This is a genomic window from Geodermatophilus siccatus, assembly GCF_900103785.1.
Classification (GTDB): Bacteria; Actinomycetota; Actinomycetes; order Mycobacteriales; family Geodermatophilaceae; genus Geodermatophilus; species Geodermatophilus siccatus.
The window spans coordinates 551,047-571,768 of record NZ_FNHE01000002.1 but is presented as its reverse complement, the minus strand read 5'-3'; the positions used below and the strand labels follow the sequence as shown (position 1 = coordinate 571,768).

The 20,722-nt window shown below is 75.4% G+C and carries 17 protein-coding genes; 11 read left to right on the top strand and 6 right to left on the bottom strand.

Annotated features, from left to right (window positions below):
• Positions 1-53: 53 nt before the first annotated feature.
• Positions 54-1,292 carry an FAD-dependent oxidoreductase gene (locus BLS21_RS05845; RefSeq protein ID WP_091215007.1) on the bottom strand — a complete coding sequence of 413 codons (1,239 nt, stop codon included), beginning with the start codon at positions 1,290-1,292 and terminating at the stop codon, positions 54-56.
• Positions 1,293-1,587: 295 nt separating this feature from the next.
• Between BLS21_RS05845 and BLS21_RS05840 the strand changes: the two genes are divergently transcribed.
• Positions 1,588-2,091, top strand: a complete 504-nt coding sequence (locus BLS21_RS05840) for a hypothetical protein (protein WP_091215005.1) — start codon at positions 1,588-1,590, stop codon at positions 2,089-2,091.
• Positions 2,092-2,140: 49 nt separating this feature from the next.
• Here the strand turns inward: BLS21_RS05840 and BLS21_RS05835 are convergent, their stop codons facing one another.
• From BLS21_RS05835 to BLS21_RS05820, 4 genes are read right to left on the bottom strand one after another with little or no spacing between them, the layout of a single operon-like run.
• Entirely contained in the window at positions 2,141-2,530 is a 390-nt protein-coding gene (locus tag BLS21_RS05835) for a universal stress protein (protein ID WP_091215003.1), read from the bottom strand.
• Complete coding sequence (locus BLS21_RS05830) at positions 2,527-4,041, bottom strand: tripartite tricarboxylate transporter permease (protein ID WP_091215002.1); 1,515 nt, start codon at positions 4,039-4,041, stop codon at positions 2,527-2,529. The genes BLS21_RS05835 and BLS21_RS05830 overlap by 4 nt, the downstream gene beginning before the upstream one ends.
• An 8-nt stretch (positions 4,042-4,049) precedes the next feature.
• Positions 4,050-4,664, bottom strand: a complete 615-nt coding sequence (locus BLS21_RS05825) for a tripartite tricarboxylate transporter TctB family protein (protein ID WP_091215000.1) — start codon at positions 4,662-4,664, stop codon at positions 4,050-4,052.
• On the bottom strand, positions 4,661-5,674 hold the full coding sequence (locus tag BLS21_RS05820) for a tripartite tricarboxylate transporter substrate binding protein (protein ID WP_091214999.1): 1,014 nt from the start codon (positions 5,672-5,674) through the stop codon (positions 4,661-4,663). Before BLS21_RS05820 ends, BLS21_RS05825 begins: the two co-directional genes overlap by 4 nt.
• 141 nt (positions 5,675-5,815) lie before the next feature.
• Here BLS21_RS05820 and BLS21_RS05815 point away from each other — a divergent pair, with 141 nt between their 5' ends.
• The 7 genes from BLS21_RS05815 (at position 5,816) to BLS21_RS05785 (ending at position 13,774) form a co-directional block, all read left to right on the top strand.
• Complete coding sequence (locus BLS21_RS05815) at positions 5,816-6,709, top strand: LysR substrate-binding domain-containing protein (protein ID WP_091214998.1); 894 nt, start codon at positions 5,816-5,818, stop codon at positions 6,707-6,709.
• Between the two features lie 135 nt (positions 6,710-6,844).
• Entirely contained in the window at positions 6,845-7,759 is a 915-nt protein-coding gene (gene kdgD, locus BLS21_RS05810; RefSeq protein ID WP_091214996.1) for a 5-dehydro-4-deoxyglucarate dehydratase, read from the top strand.
• A 31-nt stretch (positions 7,760-7,790) separates the two neighbouring features.
• Positions 7,791-9,122: an enolase C-terminal domain-like protein gene (locus BLS21_RS05805; RefSeq protein WP_091214995.1), complete on the top strand. Its 1,332-nt coding sequence runs from the start codon at positions 7,791-7,793 to the stop codon at positions 9,120-9,122.
• Positions 9,123-9,166: 44 nt separating this feature from the next.
• Positions 9,167-10,339, top strand: coding sequence for an L-talarate/galactarate dehydratase (locus BLS21_RS05800; protein ID WP_091214993.1), 1,173 nt, complete (start codon positions 9,167-9,169; stop codon positions 10,337-10,339).
• A 29-nt stretch (positions 10,340-10,368) separates the two neighbouring features.
• Positions 10,369-11,898, top strand: a complete 1,530-nt coding sequence (locus BLS21_RS05795; protein ID WP_091214991.1) for an aldehyde dehydrogenase (NADP(+)) — start codon at positions 10,369-10,371, stop codon at positions 11,896-11,898.
• Positions 11,895-12,857 carry an ATP-grasp domain-containing protein gene (locus BLS21_RS05790; RefSeq protein WP_091214989.1) on the top strand — a complete coding sequence of 321 codons (963 nt, stop codon included), beginning with the start codon at positions 11,895-11,897 and terminating at the stop codon, positions 12,855-12,857. Before BLS21_RS05795 ends, BLS21_RS05790 begins: the two co-directional genes overlap by 4 nt.
• A complete protein-coding gene (locus BLS21_RS05785; RefSeq protein WP_091214987.1) occupies positions 12,854-13,774 on the top strand; it encodes an AEC family transporter in 921 nt (306 codons plus the stop codon). The genes BLS21_RS05790 and BLS21_RS05785 overlap by 4 nt, the downstream gene beginning before the upstream one ends.
• An 8-nt stretch (positions 13,775-13,782) precedes the next feature.
• On the opposite strand, the gene BLS21_RS05780 is transcribed toward BLS21_RS05785, so the two are convergent.
• Complete coding sequence (locus BLS21_RS05780) at positions 13,783-14,427, bottom strand: maleylpyruvate isomerase family mycothiol-dependent enzyme (RefSeq protein ID WP_091214986.1); 645 nt, start codon at positions 14,425-14,427, stop codon at positions 13,783-13,785.
• Positions 14,428-14,568: 141 nt separating this feature from the next.
• Here BLS21_RS05780 and mqo point away from each other — a divergent pair, with 141 nt between their 5' ends.
• The 3 genes from mqo (at position 14,569) to BLS21_RS26140 (ending at position 20,624) form a co-directional block, all read left to right on the top strand.
• On the top strand, positions 14,569-16,047 hold the full coding sequence (gene mqo, locus BLS21_RS05775; RefSeq protein WP_245700083.1) for a malate dehydrogenase (quinone): 1,479 nt from the start codon (positions 14,569-14,571) through the stop codon (positions 16,045-16,047).
• Entirely contained in the window at positions 16,044-17,450 is a 1,407-nt protein-coding gene (locus tag BLS21_RS05770; protein WP_091214984.1) for an FAD-binding oxidoreductase, read from the top strand. Before mqo ends, BLS21_RS05770 begins: the two co-directional genes overlap by 4 nt.
• A gap of 114 nt (positions 17,451-17,564) precedes the next feature.
• Positions 17,565-20,624: a BTAD domain-containing putative transcriptional regulator gene (locus tag BLS21_RS26140; protein ID WP_091214983.1), complete on the top strand. Its 3,060-nt coding sequence runs from the start codon at positions 17,565-17,567 to the stop codon at positions 20,622-20,624.
• Positions 20,625-20,722: the final 98 nt, after the last annotated feature.

Sequence of the window (20,722 nt, the reverse complement as noted above, 5' to 3'; positions counted from 1 at the left end):
GCGCCAGCCTCCGCCGGACCGCCGTCCCGGGTCAGGGGCGCAGGGCCCTGTCCTCAGCCGGCGACCGGAGCGCGCCGGGCGAAGGCCGGCGCGTGCTCGGGCCGCAGCCCCACGCCGATCAGGTACGCCGGGACGACGGAGAGCTGGGGCAGCCGCTGCACCAGCGCGAGCAGCGGCTTCGGGGGGCCGGCCCGCCGCCCCTCGACCAGCGGGCCCACGAAGCCGCGGTGCAGCGCCCGCTGCAGGGTCTGCACGGCCACGGTGGGCAGGATCCGGCGGGCGCGCACGGCGGCCAGGTCGGAGGTGCCCACGGTGCCGTTGCGCAGCGGCTCGGCCAGCAGGGTCGCGGCGGCCACGGCGTCCTGGACGGCGAGGTTGATGCCGACACCGCCGACCGGCGACATCGCGTGCGCGGCGTCCCCGATGCACAGCAGCCCGTCGACGTGCCACTGCACGAGCCGGTCGACCCGCACGTCGAGGTGCTTGACGTCGTCCATCGAGCGCAGCGCGTCCACCCGGTCGCGGAACTCGGGGATGAGCTCGGCGACGTCCGCGCGGAACGCCTCGATGCCGCGGGCCCGCAGCTGCGCGTCGGTGCCCTTGCGGCCGATGTAGGCGACCTGCAGGAACGTCTCGCGCGGGATGACCACGGCGAACCGGCCGGGCGCCGCGTGCGGGGACAGGGCGGAGGGGCGGTCGTCCGGCAGGCGGGGGACCCGGAACCACCAGGCGTCGATGGGGACGGCGAACTCGCGCGGCCGCAGCCCCGCCTGCCGGCGGGCGAGGGAGTGCCGGCCGTCGCAGGCCACGGTCAGGTCGGCGCGGATCTCGCCGGTGTCGCCGTCCGCCGTCCGGTAGCGCACCCCGCGGACCCGGCCGTCCTCGCGCAGCAGGTCGGTCATCTCCGTCGACATCCGCAGGGTGAACGTCGGCTCGCGCCGGCCGGCGTCGGCGAGCAGGTCGAGCAGGTCCCACTGCGGCGTCATCGCGATGTAGGGGTAGGGCACGCGCAGCCGGCGGAAGTCCCCGAGGGTCACGGTGTTCCCGTCGGCCGTGGGGATGACGACCTGCTCGACCTTCGTGTGCGGCAGCCGGTCGAACTCCTCGGCCAGCCCCAGCTCGTCGAGCAGCTGCAGCGTCGAGGGGTGCACGGTGTCGCCGCGGAAGTCGCGGAGGAAGTCGGCGTGCTTCTCCAGCACGGTCACCTCGACGCCGGCGCGGGCCAGCAGCAGGCCCAGCACCATGCCGGCGGGACCGCCGCCGACCACCACGCAGGTCGTGTGCTCACTCATGCGCCGGCCTCCCGTCGGCCGCCCGGGACGCGTCCGGCGTCGCGGGGACGATGGAACGTCTCCTCTCTACCGTCGCGTCGTCCCGACCGGAAGGGCAGCACGACCCGGTTCCCGTGGCCCGGCGCGCCCGTGCCGCCGGCGGGCCCACGGGTGCCGGGGCGAGCCGTTCCACCAGTGCCGGTCGTCCCTTGCGGGCGCCCGGACCGCCGCAGGACGATCGCGCGCACGGGCTCGGTGGACGCGCACCGGCCGGCCGTCGCGGTCGTCCCGCCGGGCATCCCGGGAGGAGGACCGCGTGCGTCGCGTCGTCAGCGGCCTGCTGGCCTGGTTCGTCGTCTTCGGCCTGGGTGTCGGCGGGTGGCAGACGCTCGCGCCGCGGTCCTTCTACGAGGACTTCCCGGGCTTCGGCCGCACCTGGGTGAGCGTCGACGGCCCCTACAACGAGCACCTGCTCCGGGACGTCGGCCAGGGCAACCTGGCCCTCGGGGTCGTGGCCCTCGTCGCGCTGGTGACCGGCGGGGTGTGGCTCGCCCGGGCGACGGGGCTGGCCGCGGTCGTGGCCTACCTGCCGCACCAGCTCTACCACCAGCTGACCCTGCACCTGCTCGAGACCAGGAGCGACGCGGTCCTGCAGACCGTGACGCTGACCCTGGTGTCGGTCGCCGCGGTGCTCCTCGCCGTGCTCGCGTTCCGGCTGCCGGTGGGTGAGCGCCCGTCGCGGGGCTCGGCGCTGCGGTCCGACCCGGTCGGCGTCCCCGGCCGGGACGCCGGACGCCGGCACGCCGTCGCGGAGGAGTGAGCTCCTCGGGAAGGGCGTGCCGGCGTCCGCGACGCAGGGCCTGGGGGCCTCAGGGCTTGACGGCGAGCACCGGGCGGTCGGCGTCGAGCAGGATCCGCTGGGCGGTGCTGCCCATGAGCAGCTTGCCGACCGGCGAGCGCCTGCGCAGGCCGATCACGATCACCGAGGCGTCGACCGCCCCGGCGACGCGCACCACCTCGTCGGCGACGTCGCCGGTGTGCGCCTCCTGGTGCACCTCGACGTCGACGCCGGCCGCGGCGGCGCGCTCCACGAGCTCCCGCACCGCGTCCTCGTCGGCCATGGCCGCGCTGACCGGCGCGCCCTCGCGCGGGGTGTTGAGCAGCACCAGCCGCCCGCCGCGGCGGCCGGCCTCCTCCACGGCCGCGGCGAAGGCGGCATCCCCCTCGGGCGTCGGGACGTAGGCGACGAGGACGGTCACACGAGCTCCTTGGTGTTGCGCCGGTCGGTGCTCCGCCGGCGGGCGAGGGCGGCCCGGATCACCGGGAGCAGCACCACGACGAGGAACAGGACGAGCAGCGTCCCGGAGATGGGACGGGTGAGGAAGCCGGTCGGGTCGCCGTCGAAGAGCAGCAGCGAGCGGCGCAACGAGTCCTCGAGCAGCGAGCCGAGCACGAAGGCGAGCACCAGCGGGCCCGGGTCGAAGCCCAGCTTCTTCATCAGGTAGCCCAGCGCCCCGAAGACGACGACCAGCCCGATGTCGAAGACGTCGTAGTTGACCGTGTAGACCCCGATCAGCGTGATGAGCACGGTGATCGGCGCGAGGATCGTGGCCCGCACCCGCAGGATCTTCACGAACAACCCGACCAGCGGGATGCTCATGATCAGCAACAGGATGTTGCCGATGTACATGGAGTTGACCACGCCCCAGAACAGCTCGGGCTCCTGGTCGACCAGCTGCGGGCCGGGGCTCACGCCCTGGATGAGCAGCGCGCCGTAGATGACCGCCATCGTGGCGTTGGCGGGGATGCCGAGCGTGAGCAGCGGGATGAACGACGAGGTGGCGGCCGCGTTGTTGGCCGACTCCGGCGCGGCGACGCCCTCGACGGCACCCCGGCCGAAGCGCTCGGGCGTCTTCGACCGGCGCTTCTCCATGGCGTAGGCGGCCAGCGAGGCCAGCGTGGCGCCGCCACCGGGCAGGATGCCGAGGAAGAAGCCGAGGACCGAGCCGCGGCCGATGGCGCCCGAGGACTGGCGCAGGTCCGCGCGCGAGGGCCAGACGTTGGCCACCGTCGCCGGTGCGTGCACCGCCCGGTGCCGTTCCTCCAGGTTGTAGAGGATCTCGCCGAGGCCGAACAGGCCCATCGCGATCGGCACGAAGTCCAGGCCGTCGGCGAGCGAGAGGTTGTCGAAGGTGAACCGCTCGGCGCCGGTGAACCCGTCGCGGCCGACCGTGGCCAGCAGCAGACCGAGGCAGGCGGCTATCACGGCCTTGAGCCGGTCCCCGCTGCTGACGGTGGCGACCAGCAGGATGCCCAGCAGCGCCAGGGCCGTGTACTCCGGCGGGCCGAAGTCCAGGGCGAAGCCGGCCACCAGCGGGGCGACGAAGGAGAGCGCGACGATCGAGACGGTGCCGCCGAGGAACGAGCCGACCGCGGCGATGCCCAGCGCCGTCCCGGCCCGGCCCTGCCGGGCCAGCGCGAAGCCGTCGAACACGGTGACCACCGAGGACGCCTCGCCGGGCAGCCGCAGCAGCACCGAGGTGATCGTGCCGCCGTACTGGGCACCGTAGAAGATGCCGGCGAGCATGATGACCGCGGTCACCGGTTCGATGCCGATGGTGATCGGCAGCAGGATGGCGATGGTCGCCGCCGGGCCGAGGCCGGGCAGCACGCCGACGAGCATGCCGACGACGACGCCGATCAGGCAGTAGAGCAGGTTGGTGGGCTGCAGCACGACGCCGAAGCCGTCGAGCACCGGGGCGAGGTCCACGGCGTCTCCTAGAACAGGTGCGGGATGGGCACCGAGAGGGCGCCCACGAAGATGAGGTAGAAGGCGACCACGAGGGCCAGGCTCGTGACGATCGACGTGCGCCAGCCCTCGTGCCCGAGGAAGCGCAGCCAGACGAAGGCGAGCAGGGCCGCGGGGATCTCGAAGCCGATGACCGGGATCAGCGCGACGAAGGCGACCATGGTCGCCAGGCCCGCGAGCACCAGCCAGCTGGTCCGGCCGAACCGCTCGGCGTCCGTGGTGCGCCGGGCCGTGGCCACGAGGCCCAGCCCGAGGACGACGATCACGACGCTGACCATGAGCGGCCAGGTCCCCGCCTCGGGGCTGCGAGCACTGCCGGCGTCGAAGGCCAGCGAGCCGACGACCGCGGCTCCCCCGAGGACGACGACGGCGGCGGCGACGACCAGGTTGCCCAGCAGCCCGGCGGCCGGCGGGCGGCCCTCGTGCTCCTCGGCCTCCACCTGGTGGATGGCCTCCTCGAGGTCGAACTCCTCGGGGGCGGCCTCCTCCGGCGGCGCTCCGGGGCCCGCCTGGGGGGTGGCCCCGGCGGCCGTGCGGCCGCCGGGGCGCCCCGGGACGTGCGCTCCGCCTGCGGAGGAGGTCATGAGTCCCCGCCGAGGTCGATTGAGTACTGCTCGACGACGCTGCGGTACCGATCGAGGTTCGACGTCCAGGCCTGGCGGACCTCCTCGCCGTCGATCTCGTTCGGGGTGAGCTGGTTGTCCTGGTTGAACTGCTGGTAGGCCTCGGACCCGAAGGCCGTCTGGAACGACGCCTGCAGGGTCTCGATCACGTCCTCCGGCGTGCCCTTCGGGGCGAAGACCGCGCGGGACTGCTGCACCGGCACGTCGTAGCCGGCCTCGATGGCGGTCGGGGTGTCGGGCAGGTAGCTGACCCGCTCCTCGGCGAAGGTCACGATCGGCGTCAGCTCGCCGGCCTCGATCTGCTCGATGGCCTCGCCCAGCTGGATGGAACCGACGTCGACCTGACCGCCGAGCACGGCCGTGAGCGTCGGGGAGCCGCCGTCGAAGGGGACGGCGGTGGCCTCGATGCCGGCCTGGTTGAACAGCAGCTCCTGGGAGAGCTGGCTGCCCGTCCCGACGCCCGTCGTCCCGAAGGTGATCGGCCGGCCGGCGTTGGCCAGGTCCTCCACCGTCGTGAAGCCGGAGGACGGTGCGGTCACCAGGACGTAGTCGTCCTGGCTGATGCCGGTGACGATCTCGTAGTCGGCGATGTCGGGCGCCTCGCCCTCGGCGACGGCCAGCGGCGTGATGTAGGCGAGGCTGCCGTTGTAGACCATCAGGGTGTGCCCGTCGGGCTCCGCGCCGGCCAGCTCCTGGGCGGCGAGCGCGCCGTTGGCGCCGGGCCGGTTCTCCACGGTGACCGGGACGCCGAGGTCGTCGGAGACCTCGTCGGCGAGCGCGCGGGCGATCAGGTCGGTGCTGCCGCCCGGGTCCTGCCCGACGAGCACGGTGATCGGGTCGTCGCCCGGGAACTCCTCGCCCTCGGCGGCCGTCCCGCCGCCGACGTTGCCGCCGCAGGCGGCCAGCGAGAGGGCCAGTGCGAGGCCGGTGCCGGCCGTCGCCCATCGGCGCGCGCGGTTGTCAGTGGTCATGAGAGTTCTCCTCGGAGAGCAGCCGTGGCCGGGCCGCGGGCGGTGTGAGTGGCGTCACGGACGCCGGGTCGTCGGCGAGCCTAAGAAGCCTCGCTCATGCCTGTCCAAATCCATTGAGGCATCGGTTGATACCTTGTCGGCATGGCCTTCACGCTCGAGCAGCTCCGCGGATTCGTCGCCGTCGCCGACGAGCTGCACTTCGGCCGCGCCGCCGCCCGGCTGAAGATGACCCAGCCGCCGCTGAGCCGGCAGATCCAGAAGCTGGAGCGGGTCGTCGGCGCCCAGCTGCTCGAGCGGGACAACCGCCGGGTCACCCTGACCGCCGCCGGCCAGGTCTTCCTCGTCGAGGCCCGGAGGCTGCTGGGCCTCGCGGACTCCGCGCCCGAGCTCGCCCGGCGCGTGTCGTCGGGGGCCAGCGGCGTGGTGCGCATCGGCTTCACCGCCGCCTCGACCTACGGCATCCTCGGCCAGTTGCTCAACGACCTGGCGCAGGAGCTGCCCGACGTCGACGTCGACCTCGCCGAGATGGTGACCCGGGAGCAGGTCGCCGGGCTGCTCAACGAGGAGGTCGACCTGGGCCTGGGGCGCCCGCCCTTCGACGAGGACGCCTTCGGGCACCGGCTGCTGCACCGCGAGGCGCTGCTCGTGGCCGCGCCCGTGGGGCACCGGCTGCTGGAGCTCGGCCGGCCCGTGACCGCCGCGGACCTCGCGTCGACGCCGGTCGTCATGCACTCGCCGACCCAGGCGAAGTACTTCTACGACCTGGTCGCCGGCGTCGCGCCGATCGCCGCCGAGAACACCGTGCACACCGTCAGCCAGGTGCTCACCATGCTGTGGCTCGTGGCGGCCGGCCGGGGGGTGGCCTTCGTCCCGGAGTCCGCCGCGCGGTTGCCGATCGAGGGCGTGGCCTTCGTCCGGCTGGAGACGCCGGTGCCCGAACCGGTGGAGCTGCACCTGCTGTGGGCCAAGGACTCCAAGAACCCCGCGCTGTGGCGGGCGCTCGCCGTGCTGGAGCAGCGGGCCGGGCGTCTCTGATACCGGACGGGCATCGAGCGATGCGCAAGTGCTCTTGGACGTGCATCGTCTGTCCTTCCTACGGTGGCCGCGACCACAGCCCGCGCCGTCGGAGGACCCCGGCGCGGACCCGTCGGACCGAAGGACACGATCTCCGTGACGCTGCTGCCCCCGGACGCCCTCGCTGACCGGCTGAAGGCCGGCCTGCTCTCCTTCCCGGTGACCCACTTCGACGCCGACCTGCAGTTCGACGAGGCCCGGTACCGGGAGCACCTGGCGTGGCAGGCGGGCTTCGACGTCGCCGGCCTGTTCGCCGCGGGCGGCACCGGTGAGGGCTTCTCGTTGACGCCGGCGGAGATCGACCGGGTCGTCCGCGTCGCCGTCGACGAGGTGGCCGACCGGGTGCCGGTCATCGCGCCGGCCACCGGCGGGACCGCCGTCTCCGTCGCCCAGGCCCAGGCCGCGCAGGCCGCCGGCGCCTCCGGGCTGCTGCTCTTCCCGCCCTACCTGACCGAGGCCAGCCAGCGCGGCCTGGTCGAGCACATCAGCGCCGTGTGCCGCGCCACCGACCTGGGCGTCATCGTCTACAGCCGGGCCAACGCCGTGCTCACCGACGCGACGGTGGCCGAGGTCGCCGAGCGCAACCCCAACCTGATCGGCCTCAAGGACGGCATCGGCGACATCGAGCAGATGACCCGCACGTACGCCCGCGTCGGCGACCGGCTGATCTACGTCGGCGGGCTGCCCACGGCCGAGACCTTCGCGCTGCCGCTGCTGCAGCTCGGCGTGACCACGTACTCGTCGGCGCTCTACAACTTCCTGCCCGAGTTCGCGCTGCGCTTCTACGCCGCGGTGCGCGCCCAGGACCGCACCGCCGTCTACCAGATGCTCAACGACTTCGTGATCCCGTACCTCGACATCCGGGACCGGGCCAAGGGGTACGCGGTCTCCATCGTCAAGGCCGGGCTCACCGCGGTCGGGCGCGACGGCGGCCGGGTCCGCCCGCCGCTGTCGGACCTGACCGACGCCGAGCTCGCCGAGCTCGCCGCCCTGGTCGACAAGGTCTCCTGACCCCACTCCCGAGAGGACGGCGAGGACTCCCATGACCGGTCGCACGCCCACCGTCGCCCGCGTGGAGGTCGTGCCCGTCGCCGGGCACGACAGCATGCTGCTCAACCTGAGCGGCGCCCACGGCCCCTTCTTCACCCGCAACCTCGCCATCGTCACCGACAGCGAGGGGCGGGAGGGTGTCGGCGAGGTGCCCGGCGGCGAGGCCATCCGCCGCACCGTCGAGGACGCGGGCGCGCTGCTGACCGGGCAGCCGGTGGCCCGGTACGGCAGCCTGCTGCGCAGGGTGGCCGCCACCTTCGCCGACCGGGACGCCGGCGGCCGCGGCCTGCAGACCTTCGACCTGCGGACGACGATCCACGCGGTCACCGCCCTGGAGTCCGCACTGCTCGACCTGCTCGGCCAGCACCTGGGCGTACCGGTGGCCGAGCTGCTCGGCGAGGGGCAGCAGCGCGACAGCGTGCCGATGCTCGGCTACCTCTTCTACGTCGGCGACCGCAACGCCACCGACCTGCCCTACCTGGCCGAGACCCACCCGGCCGACGACTGGGAGCGGCTGCGCCGCGAGCCGGCGCTGACCCCGGAGGCGGTCGTCGCGCTGGCCGAGGCGGCGCAGTCCCGCTACGGGTTCTCCGACTTCAAGCTCAAGGGCGGCGTGCTCGCCGGTGAGCAGGAGGTCGCCGCGGTCCGCGCGCTGGCCGCCCGCTTCCCCGACGCCCGGATCACCCTCGACCCCAACGGCGGCTGGCTGCTCGCCGAGGCCGTCGAGCTGTGCCGCGACCTGCACGACGTGCTCGCCTACGCCGAGGACCCGGTCGGCGCCGAGGGGGGCTTCTCCGGCCGCGAGGTCATGGCCGAGTTCAGGCGGGCGACCGGCCTGCCGACGGCGACGAACATGATCGCCACCGACTGGCGGCAGATGGGCCACGCCATCCGCTCGAACGCCGTGGACATCCCGCTGGCCGACCCGCACTTCTGGACGATGCGCGGCTCGGTGCGCGTCGCCCAGCTCTGCCACGAGTTCGGGCTCACCTGGGGCTCGCACAGCAACAACCACTTCGACGTCTCGCTGGCGATGTTCACCCAGGTCGGCGCCGCGGCCCCGGGGCGGATCACCGCCCTGGACACGCACTGGATCTGGCAGGACGGGCAGGCGCTGACCCGCGAGCCGCTGCAGATCCGCGACGGCGCGATCGCCGTCCCCACCGCACCGGGTCTCGGCGTCGAGCTGGACCGCGACGCCGTGGCCGCCGCGCACGAGCTGTACCTGGAGCACGGGCTCGGCGCGCGGGACGACGCGGTCGCGATGCAGTACCTCGTCCCCGGCTGGGCGTTCGACCCGAAGCGACCCTGTCTCGTCCGTTGAGCCTCGTCCGTTGAGCCTCGTCCGCTGACCCCTGGAGACCCGCCATGACGACGACCGTCCCGGCCCCGCTCACCTCCACCGCCCCGGCGGTGCTCGACCGCATCGAGTCGGTGACCCTGTCCTCGGTCACCCTGCCGCTGCCCAACCCGATCAGCGACGCGAAGGTCTTCACCGGCCGGCAGCGGCCGATGACGGAGGTGGCGTTCCTCTTCGCCGAGGTCACCACCGAGGGCGGCCACGAGGGCATCGGGTTCAGCTACTCCAAGCGGGCCGGCGGCCCGGCGCAGTTCGCGCACGCCCGCGAGGTCGCGCCCGACCTGATCGGCGAGGACCCCAGCGACATCGGCCGGCTGTGGACCAAGCTGGTCTGGGCCGGTGCGTCGGTGGGCCGCAGCGGGGCCGCCACCCAGGCGATCGCGGCGATCGACGTCGCGCTGTGGGACCTCAAGGCCAAGCGGGCCGGCCTGCCGCTGGCCAAGCTGCTGGGCGCGCACCGCGACTCGGTGCGCTGCTACAACACCTCCGGCGGCTTCCTGCACGAGTCGATCGACCAGGTCCGCGACAACGCCACCCGCACCCTGGAGCAGGGCATCGGCGGCATCAAGATCAAGGTGGGGTTGCCGGACTCGGCGGAGGACCTGCGCCGGGTCCGTGCCGTCCGCGAGCACATCGGCGACGGCGTGCCGCTCATGGTCGACGCCAACCAGCAGTGGGACCGGCCGACCGCCATGCGGGTCAGCCGGCGGCTGGAGGAGTTCGACCTGGTGTGGATCGAGGAGCCGCTCGACGCCTACGACGCCGAGGGCCACGCGCAGCTCGCCCGCTCGCTGGACACCGCCGTCGCCACCGGGGAGATGCTGACCAGCGTCGCCGAGCACGCCGAGCTGATCCGGCACGGTGCGGTGGACGTCATCCAGCCCGACGCGCCGCGCATCGGGGGCATCACCCAGTTCCTCAAGCTGGCGACCCTCGCCGACGTCGCGAACCTGCAGCTGGCGCCGCACTTCGCGATGGAGATCCACGCCCATCTGGCCGCGGCCTACCCTCGCGAGCCGTGGGTGGAGCACTTCGACTGGCTGCACCCGCTGTTCAACGAGCGCCTGGAGACCCGCGACGGGCGCATGTACATCTCCGACCGTCCCGGGCTGGGCATCACCCTCAGCGAGCAGGCCCGCGCCTGGACGGTCGACCGCGTCACCGTCGGCGCCATCCGCTGACCACCCGCACCACCGCACAGGAGGCCCCCGTGTCCACACGCCCCGACTCCGGAGTCGTCAGCACCGACCCCCGCACCGGCGAGGCCGTCGAGGTGGTCGCCCAGGAGACCACCACCGAGGAGGTGGACCGGCTCTGCGCGGCCGCGCTCGCCGCGGCCCCCGCCCTGGACGCCCTCGGCCGCGCCGGCCGGGCGGCGCTGCTGCGCGCCCTCGCCGACGCCCTGGAGGCCCGGCGGGACGACGTGGTCGCCGTCGCCGACCGGGAGACCGCGCTCGGCCCGACCCGGCTGAACGGTGAGCTGACCCGCACCTGCTACCAGCTGCGGCTGTTCGCCGAGGTGCTCGACGAGGGCAGCTACCTCGAGGCCGCGATCGACTCCGCCGGGGACACCCCGATGGGCCCGCGCCCGGACCTGCGCCGGATGCTCGTGCCGATCGGCCCGGTCGCGGTCTTCGGGGCCAGCAACTTCCCGCTGGCCTTCTCCGTGCCCGGCGGCGACACCGCCTCGGCGCTGGCCGCCGGCTGCCCCGTCGTCGTCAAGGCGCACGGCTCGCACCCGGCGACCTCGCAGCTGGTCTTCGACGTCCTGGACGCCGCCGCCCGCGAGGCCGGGGCGCCCGACGGCACGCTCGGCATCGTGCACGGCCTGCAGGCCGGCGCCGACCTGGTCGCCCACCCCGCGATCCGCGCCGTCGGCTTCACCGGCTCGGTCAACGGCGGCCGCGCGTTGCTGGAGATCATCGAGCGGCGGCCCGACCCGGTGCCGTTCTTCGGCGAGCTGTCCAGCCTCAACCCCGTCGTCGTCACGCCGTCGGCCGCCGCCGAGCGGGGGACGACGATCGGCGCCGAGCTGGTCGGCTCCTTCACCCTCGGGGGCGGCCAGTTCTGCACCAAGCCGGGCCTGGCGTTCGTGCCCGCCGGGCCCGAGGGCGACGCCGTCGTCGACGCGATGGCCGAGGCCGTGCGCGGCACGGCCGCCCCGGTGCTGCTCAACGAGGGCATCGCCGCCTCCTACGGGCGCATCTCCGACGGCCTGGCCGCAGCACCCGGCGTCGAGGAGATCGCCCGCGGCGGGGACCCCTCGGGCCGGGGCTTCGAGGCCGTGCCCCGCCTGCTCACCACCTCGGCGGCCGACCTCCCGCACGAGGTGACCGAGGAGTGCTTCGGCCCGGTGTCGGTCGTCGCGCGCTACGACGGCGAGAAGGAGCTGTTCGCCGCGCTCGACGCCATGCCGTCCTCGCTCACCGCCACCGTGCTGCGCGGCGATGGGGAGACCGAGCTGCCGCTGGCCGTCTCGCAGGAGCTGCGCACGCGGGCCGGCCGGCTGGTCTACGACGCCTACCCGACCGGCGTGGCCGTGTCCTGGGCGCAGCACCACGGTGGCCCGTGGCCGTCGACGAACTCGCAGCACACCTCGGTGGGGACGACGGCTATCCGCCGCTTCCTGCGCCCGGTGACCTGGCAGGGCGCGCCGCAGGAGGTGCTGCCGGAGGAGCTGACCGACGACTTCCGCGACATCCCGCGGCGGGTCGACGGCGTCCTGCAGCTGCCGCGGTGACGTCGCGGGTCGCCCTCGTCAGCTCCGAGCGCGGCCTGCGGCTCGACCCGGACCTCCCGCTCGCCGCGCCGGCGCTGCGGGAGGCCGGGTGCGCCGTCGACTGCGTGCGCTGGGACGACCCGGCGGTCGACTGGGCCGGGTACGACCTGGCCGTCGTCCGTTCCTGCTGGGACTACGCCTGGCGGCGGGCGGAGTTCCTGGCCTGGGCCGACGCCGTCCCGCGGCTGCGCAACGACGCCGCCGTGCTGCGCTGGAACACCGACAAGACCCACCTGCGCGACGTCGAGGCCGCCGGGCTGCCGGTCGTGCCCACGGTCTGGGACCCGGCGAGCGCCGCCGACCTGCCCGACGCGGGCGAGTGGGTGGTCAAGCCGTCGGTGTCCGCGGGCGCCCGGGACACCGCACGCTGGACCGACCCCGGCGACGTCCTGGCGCACGTCGCGCAGCTGACCGCGGCCGGCCGGACGGCGATGGTGCAGCCGTACCAGGCCAGCGTGGACGACGCGGGGGAGACGGCGCTGCTGTTCCTCGGCGGCCGGTTCTCGCACGCCGCGCGCAAGCCCCCGATGCTCGGCCGCGGTGAGGGCGTGCGGCAGGACCGCAGCGGTCGCCGGGGGGTGCGGCCGGCGACCGCGACGCCGGAGCAGCGGGAGCTGGCGCAGGCGGTGGTCGACGCCGTCCCCGCGCTGGTGCGCGATGCCCTCCCCGCGCTGGTGCGTGATACCCCTTCCTCGCGGGGGCGCGATGCCCTCCCCTCGCGGGGGCGCGATGCCCCCCGCTCGCGGGGGCGCGATGCCGCGCCGCTGCTCTACGCCCGGATCGACCTGGTCGCCGACCCCGCCGGCCGGCCGGTGGTGCTCGAGGTGGAGCTCACCGAGCCGAACCTGTTCCTCCCGCACGCGCCGGCGGAGGCGCTGCCCCGGCTGGTGCGCGCGGTCGGGGACGCGATCGCCGCGTGAACGGGGTGGTGGGGGGCTTCGCCGCCCTCACCGCGGTCATCGCCGTCGGTTGGCTGGTCGCCCGCACCGGCACCCTGGGGCAGGACGCCGCGGCGGTGCTCTCGAGGCTCTCCTACGTCGTGGCGACCCCGGCGCTGCTGCTGCTCACCCTCGCCGACGCCGACCCCGGCGTCCTGGTGTCACCGGCGCTGGTCGCCACCGCCGGCAGCGCGGTGCTGGCCGCGCTGCTGTTCGCCGGGCTGGCGCGCTGGCGCTGGCGGCTGCGGCCGGCCGAGCTGACCGCCGGTGGGCTGGCGTCCTCGTACGTCAACGCCGGCAACCTCGGCGTCCCGATCTCGGTGTACGTGCTGGACGACGCCTCGTTCGTGGCCCCGGTGCTGCTGTTCCAGGTGCTGGTCATGGCCCCGGTCGGCCTGGCCGTGCTGGCCGGGTCGCGCGCGCGGGCGCGGTCCCGCTGGCGGGTGCTGCTCCAGCCGCTGGCCACGCCGGTCGTGATCGGCTGCGCCCTCGGCGTGCTGGTGGCCGCGACCGGGGCGGAGCTGCCGGCGCTGGTGCTGCAGCCGGTCGAGCTCACCGCCGGGCTGGCCGTGCCCGCGGCCCTGCTCGCCTACGGGATGAGCCTGCACGGCGCGCCGCGTCCGGCGTCCGGCGAGGGCGCCGGGCCGGTGTGGCTGGCGGTGGCGCTCAAGACGGTGGGGCAACCGGCGCTGGCCTACGCCCTGGGCCGCTGGGGCGCCGGCCTCGACGGGGGAGCGCTGCTCGCGGTCACGGTGACCTCCGCGCTGCCGACGGCGCAGAACGTCTTCGTCTACGCCGCGACCCACGACCGCGGCACGCTGCTCGCCCGGGACGTCGTCCTGCTCAGCACCGTCCTGTCGGTCCCGGTGCTGGTCGGGATCGCCCTGCTCCTCGGCTGAGCGCCGGCTCAGGTCGCGGCGGACCGCAACCGCGCACGTGCCTCGGGAACGCCCTCGCCGGTGAGGTCGTCGAGGGCCGCCGGGCGGCCGGCGAGCGTGCTGAGCAGCGCGGTGGCCGGACCGCTGACCGGGAGGCCGGATCCGTGGCGCCAGTCGGTGTCGGTGGCCGTGAAGGCCAGCCCGTCGAGCAGGCCGGGGGCGAGCGCACGACGGCCGGTCAGCTGGCCGAGGGCGATGCCGGCGTCCTCCGGGTCGGTCGGCGACGGGACGCCGAGCGGCCGGTAGACGTCCTGGGCGTGGATCACCAGGTGGCTCAGCGGCGCCTCCGCCGGCGCTCCCGGCCCGGCCTCGAAGCGCAGGTGCTCGGTGTCCCGCAGGGCGGCGACGACCTGCGCGGGGGACCGCGGGTCGCGGCGGGCCCAGCGGTCCGCGGCCCGGTCGAAGCGGAGGCCGGAGCGCACCATGAGGGCGAGGAACCGGGGCACCGACAGCTCGTAGGGCATCAGCAGGTGGACGACGAGGTCGCGCACCGTCCAGCCGGCGCACAGGCTCGGCGTGCGCCACCCGTCGGCGTCGAGGCCCTCGAGCACGGGCAGCAGCCGGTCCCGCTCCCGCCGGACCCGCAGCTCCACGTCGTCCCTGGTCATCGTCATCCCGGTGCCCCTCTCGTCGTGTCCGGAGCGGTGACGCCCCCGGCGGGGGGAACTCATCGCAGCGTCCCATGCCGGCCGGGCATCGCATCATGCAGCAGCGGACTTGGACAGGCATCGCGGCAGCTCCCTAGCGTGCGCACCGTGCCGGGAACCGGGTCGGTCGAGGACTGGGACGCCGTGCTGGTGGGCGGTGGGGTGATGAGCGCGACGCTCGGCGTGCTGCTCGCCCAGGTCGAGCCGGACCGGCGGGTCCTCGTGGTCGAGCGGCTGGACGAGGCCGGGTGCGAGAGCTCGGCCGCGGAGAACAACGCCGGCACCGGGCACGCCGGGCTGTGCGAGTTCAACTACACGCCGCGGCGGCCCGACGGCACCGTCGACCCCGGCGCCGCCGTGCTGATCGCCGAGCAGTTCGCCGCCTCCCTGGTGTTCTGGGCCCGGCTGGTCGAGCGCGGTGAGCTGGGGCCGCCCGGGGCGTTCGTCCGGTCGGTGCCGCACCTGGGCCTGGGCCGCGGCGCCGACGGGGTGGCGTACCTGCGGGCCCGCGTCGAGGCGCTGCGCGGCCATCCGCTCTTCGCCGACCTCGAGTACAGCGACGACCCGGACGTGCTCGCCACCTGGCTCCCGCTGGTGATGGCGGGCCGTACGGAGGGCGAGCCGATGGCCGCCACCCGGGCGGCGCAGGGCACCGACGTCGACTTCGGCGTCCTCACCCGGCAGCTGCTGGCGGCCCTGCGGGCGCGCGGTGGCGAGGTGCGGCTGGGCACCGAGGTGACGTCGCTGCGGCGGCGCGGCGGACGCTGGGAACTGGCGGTGCGGGACCGGGCGACGGGGGCGCGCCGGCGGCTGCGGACCCCCTACGTCTTCGTCGGCGCCGGCGGCGGGACGCTGCCGCTGCTGCAGTCGGCGCGGGTGCCCGAGGTCCGGCGGTACGGCGCCTTCCCGATCAGCGGCCGGTTCCTGCGCACCGACCGGCCGGAGCTGGTGGCCGCGCACCGCGGCAAGGTCTACGGCCACGCCGAGCCGGGCGCGCCGGCGATCTCCGTGCCGCACCTGGACCTGCGGGTGGTCGACGGGCGCGAATCGCTGCTGTTCGGCCCGTTCGCCGCCTTCTCGCCGCGCTTCCTCACCCGCGGCCGGCTCGGCGACCTGGTCCGCTCGGTGCGGCCGGGCAACCTGCCGGTGCTGCTCGCCTCGGTGCGCGACAACCGCGCGCTGATCGCCTACCTCGTCCGCCAGGTCACCGCCCGGCCGTCGTCCCGGATGGCGGCGCTGCGCCGCTTCGTGCCCACGGCACGCGAGGAGGACTGGCGGCTGGTGGACGCCGGGCAGCGGGTGCAGGTGCTCAAGGAGACCGACGGCCGCGGCACCCTGGTCGGCTTCGGCACCGAGGTCGTCACCTCGGCGGGCGGGTCGCTGGCCGCCCTGCTCGGTGCCTCGCCGGGTGCCTCCACCGCCGTGGCCACCGTGCTCGACGTCCTGGACGCCGGCTCCCCCGGACGGCGGGACGAGTGGGGCGCGCGGCTGGCGGAGCTCGTGCCGCCCCCGACGCCCGACGAGCTGGCCCGGGCGCGCCGGGTGCTCGGGCTGGCGCCGGTGCTCGCCGTCGGGGGTGCGCGGTGACCGCGGACCTCGCCGCCCGGCTGCGGGACCTCGTCGGGCCCGCGGGGGTGGTCGACGACCCGGCGGGCTTCCTCACCGACTGGCGGGGCGCGTACTCGGGGACGGCGGCGGCCGTCGTCCGCCCCGGCAGCACCGAGGAGGTGGCCGCGGTGGTCGCGCTGTGCCGGGAGCTCGGCGTCGCCGTCGTCCCGCAGGGCGGCAACACCGGGCTGTGCGGTGGCGCCGTGCCCGACGCCTCCGGCCGGCAGGTGGTGCTCTCGCTGACCCGGATGCGGCGGATCCGGGACCTCGACGCGGCGAACTCGACGATCACCGTGGAGGCCGGGGTGGTGCTGCAGACCGTGCAGGAGGCGGCCGCGGCCGCGGGCCGGCTGTTCCCGCTCTCCCTGGGTGCCGAGGGCAGCTGCACGATCGGCGGCAACCTGGCCACCAACGCCGGCGGCACCGGGGTGCTGCGCTACGGCACGATGCGTGACCTCACCCTCGGCCTGGAGGTCGTGCTGCCCGACGGGCGGGTGTGGGACGGGCTGCGCGGCCTGCGCAAGGACAACACCGGCTACGACCTCAAGCAGCTGTTCGTCGGAGCCGAGGGGACGCTCGGCGTCATCACCGCCGCCGTGCTCGAGCTGTTCCCGGCCGTCCGCAGCCGGGCGACGGCGTGGGTGGCGCTGCCGGACCCGCAGGCGGCGGTGGACCTCATCGGCGTGGTCCGCGGGTCGGCCGGCGACCGGCTGACGGCCTTCGAGCTCATGTCCCGGCGGAGCGTGGAGTTCGTCCTGCGCCACGCGGCAGGGGCCCGCGACCCGATCGCCGACGTGCACCCCTGGTACGCGCTGGTCGAGCTCAGCGACACGCTGCCCGACGGGGACCTCGACGCGGTGGTCGAGGCGGCGCTGGGGGAGGCGGTCGAGCGGGACGTCGTGGCCGACGCCGTGGTCGCCTCCGGCTCGGCCCAGGTCGCCGCGCTGTGGGCGCTGCGGGAGGGCATCTCCGAGGCGCAGAACTGCGAGGGCCCGAGCCTCAAGCACGACGTCACCGTGCCGATCAGCTCGATCCCGGCGTTCGTGGCCGCCACCGGCCGGGCGCTGGCCGAGGCCCTGCCCGGTGTCCGGGTCGTGGCCTACGGCCACGTCGGGGACGGCAACCTGCACTACAACCTGAGCGGGCCCGAGCCGAGGGACGACGGGGCCTTCCGGGCGCGGGCCGGCGTGCTGAGCCGGATCGTGTACGACTCGGTGGCCGCCTTCGACGGCAGCATCAGCGCCGAGCACGGGCTCGGGCAGGCCAAGCGCGACGTGATCGCCGGCTACAAGGACCCGCTGGAGCTGGAGCTGATGCGCGGGGTCAAGCAGCTGCTCGACCCGGCCGGGCTGATGAACCCCGGCAAGGTGCTGCCCGGCTGACCGGGGGACGACGCGCCCGCCGCCGGCGCCGGCGACCCGCACCCGGCGTCGGTGCACCGGACCGGCGCGATCCGGTGGGTCCCCCGAGGGGCGCGGCGTCCGTACAGTCCGCCCATGAGCCGGGCGTTCCGGTACACACCGCCACTCGCCGACCGTGGGCTCATCGTCCGGCCCCGGCTGCTGGACCGGTTGCACACCCGGTTCGAGCGGCGCCTGACCGCCGTCGTGGCGCCGGCCGGCTTCGGGAAGACGACGCTGCTGGCTCAGGCGGTGCAGGAGAACACCCTCTCGCCCCTCGGGGAGGACCGCTGGCTGACCTGCCAGCGCGACGACACGGCGCTGTCCTTCCTGGGCGCCGGCGCCTTCGCCGCCGTGGGCCTCACCGCGCCCGTCCCCGAGGACCCGCGGGAGGCCGCGGTCACCGTCGCCGAGGCCATCTGGCACGCCGCGCCCCGGCAGGTGGCGCTGATCCTCGACGACGTCCACCTCGTGGGGCCGAGCTCGCCCGGCGGCCACTTCGTCGCCGAACTCGTCGAGGAGCTGCCGCGCAACGGCCACGTCGTCCTCGCCTCCCGTCCCCCGCTGCCCGTGCGGACCTCCCGGCTGCTCGCCACCGGCGACGCGGTCGTCGTGGGCGAGTCCGAGCTGCACTTCGAGGACGACGAGGTGGCGGCGTTCGCGGAGTCCCGGCACGTCGCACCCGACCTGCTGCGGGACGTGGGCGGCTGGCCCGCCCTGGCCGAGCTGACCGCGACCGCCGGTCCGTACGCGGTCAGCGGCTACGTGTGGGAGGAGCTGCTCAGCCGGCTCACGCCGGACCGGCGCCGCGCGCTGGCCGTGCTCGTCGCCGTCGGCGGCGCGGACGACGAGCTCGCCACGGCGCTGCTCGGGGTGGACGTGCGGCTGGAGGAGCTGCTGGACGGGCTGCCGCTCGTCGCCCGGGGCCGCTCGGGCTGGTGGTCGCTGCACGGACTGTGGACCGAGGTCCTCCAGCACCAGCTGGACCCCGCCGAGGTGGCGGCGGTGCGCCGCACCGCGGGCCTGGTCCTGGCCCGCCGGCATCGCTACCACGACGCCGTGGACCTGCTGACCGAGGCCGGCGCGTGGGAGGAGCTCCGGCGGGTCGTGGTCGAGGTGTGCGAGGTGGGCACGCCGCTGGTCCCGCCGGACCAGCTCGAGGGGTGGCTGCGCCGGCTGCCGCCGGCGGTCCAGGGGAGCGCGGAGGGGCTGCTGCTGTCGGCGATGGTCGCCGAGCCCATCAGCCCGGACGCCGCCGAGCAGATCCTCGAGCGGGCCTTCGCGCTGGCGCCCGACACCGCGCCGGTACGCGTCGCCTGTCTCAACGCCCTCCTCGAGGTGGCCTTCCGCCGCAGCGACGGCACGCGGATGAGGCGCGTCATCGAGCAGCTGACCGACCTGGCCGCGCACGGCCACGAGCGCGCCGCGAGCTGGATCCCCCTGTTCCGCGGCCTGCTCGCGCGCACCCCGGGTGAGGTCCGGGCCCAGCTGGCCAGTCCCGCACTGGTCGCGGGGACCGCGCTCAGCCCGGTGCAGGAGTGGCTGCGCGGCCACCTGCTGCTGCGCTCACTGGGGGACGCCGCAGCCGCCGAGTCCGTCGCCCGGGCGGCGCTCCAGCAGCCGGCCCCCAACATGCTGGTCCAGACCCAGTGCCTGCTGCTGGAGTCGCTGCGGCTGCGGGGCCGGCTCGACCAGGCGGCGGAGCTGCTGCCGGACCTGCTCGCCGGCATCGACCCGGCCCGGGTGTGCACCTCCCCGGAGTGCGTCACCTACGCCGTCGTCCTGCTCGGCGTGCTGGGCCGCGACGCGGAGGCCGCGGAGCTGCTGCGTGCCACGCGGGCGGCGCTCGCCGACTCGACGGTCGACTGGGCGCCGGTCGCCGCCGCCGTGGCCGAGGCCTCCGTCGCCGTGTCGGCCGGCGACGAGACGGCGGCCGCTGCTGCGCTGCGGTCCGTCCAGCACCTCCGCCTGAGCCGGCGCCGGGGGGTCCTGACGGTGACACCGGCGGCCCTGCCGCTGCTCTACGTGCTGCTCCCGGAGGTCCGGCCCCAGTGGGACGCCGAACCGCCGCCGGGCTGCTTCGAGGCGGTGCTCGAGCTCTCCCGGGCGCTCGTCGCCGTCCGGGAGCAGGGGCGTCTGGAGGCGGTCCGACGCCTGTCGGCGGACGCGCGTGCGGTCGTGCGGGCGGTGCTCCCGGGGCCGTGGACGGCGGAGCTGGCCCTCGGGATGGTGGCCTCGGGGCTGGAGGAGGGGCGGGCGCTGGTGGAGGAGCTGGGGCCGCGGGCCCGGGGCACGCTGCGGGGGGTGAGCGCCTCCGGCCCCCCGCCGGTCGCCGCCACCGCCCGGCGGCTGCTCCGGGAGATGCCGCCAGCCCCGACGTCCCGGCTGGAGCTGCGCGTGCTGGGACCGATGCAGCTGCGCCGCGACGGCACCGTCGTGGTGGCCCGCGAGCTGCGCCGCGAGCGGGTGCGCCAGCTGCTGGGCTACCTGCTCACCCACGACCGGCCGACGCGGGCCGCCGTCACCGCCGACCTGTGGCCCGACCTCGACGAGGTCGCCGCGGCCCGCAACCTGCGGGTGACCCTCGCCTACCTGCACGCCCTGCTGGAGCCCGACCGCCGCGAGCCGGACGCGCCGTACTTCGTGCGCAGCAACGGCCCGATCCTGCACCTCGTCGTCGACGAGGCGCTGCAGGTGGACGTGGTGGAGTTCGAGCGGCACCTCGACGAGGCCGCGCGGCTGGAGCACCAGGGCGCGCCGTCGGCCGCACTGGCCGCCTACCAGCAGGCGCTCGCGCTGTGGGACACCGAGTTCCTCCCCGACGTGAGCGGCGGGGACTGGCTGCAGTGGGAGCGCGACCGGCTGCGCGGCCGGTTCGTCGGGGCCGCCGTCCGTGCCGGGGAGCTCCTCCTGGCGCGGGGCGACGCCGCCGCCGCCCGGACGCTGGGCGAGCGTGCGCTCGGGGTCGACAACTGGTCGGAGGAGGCCCACCAGCTGCTCGTCGCCGCGCTGCTGGAGTCCGGGGACCTCCTCGACGCGCGCCGGCAGCTGCGCCGCTGCCTGCAGGCGCTCGCCGAGCTGGGCGTCCCGGCCCAGCCGCGCACGGCAGCCCTGGCCCGGCGACTCGAGGTCCACCGCGGCCGGCCGCCCGGCTGACGGCCGGCTGACACCCCCTCCGCTCCCGGCTGACGCCCGGCTAACACGGCCCCCCGACGCTCCCGTCCGACGGCGAGGCAGCCGTCCGGGACGAGGGG

Bases quoted from the DNA above. Each gene is read 5' to 3' on its own strand.
- BLS21_RS05780 (WP_091214986.1), bottom strand. From the start codon at position 14,427: ATGACGATGACCAGGGACGACGTGGAGCTGCGGGTCCGGCGGGAGCGG.
- BLS21_RS05800 (WP_091214993.1), top strand. From the start codon at position 9,167: ATGACGACGACCGTCCCGGCCCCGCTCACCTCCACCGCCCCGGCGGTG.
- BLS21_RS05820 (WP_091214999.1), bottom strand. From the start codon at position 5,674: ATGACCACTGACAACCGCGCGCGCCGATGGGCGACGGCCGGCACCGGC.
- BLS21_RS05815 (WP_091214998.1), top strand. From the start codon at position 5,816: ATGGCCTTCACGCTCGAGCAGCTCCGCGGATTCGTCGCCGTCGCCGAC.
- BLS21_RS05845 (WP_091215007.1), bottom strand. From the start codon at position 1,292: ATGAGTGAGCACACGACCTGCGTGGTGGTCGGCGGCGGTCCCGCCGGC.
- BLS21_RS05805 (WP_091214995.1), top strand. From the start codon at position 7,791: ATGACCGGTCGCACGCCCACCGTCGCCCGCGTGGAGGTCGTGCCCGTC.
- BLS21_RS05825 (WP_091215000.1), bottom strand. From the start codon at position 4,664: ATGACCTCCTCCGCAGGCGGAGCGCACGTCCCGGGGCGCCCCGGCGGC.
- BLS21_RS26140 (WP_091214983.1), top strand. From the start codon at position 17,565: ATGAGCCGGGCGTTCCGGTACACACCGCCACTCGCCGACCGTGGGCTC.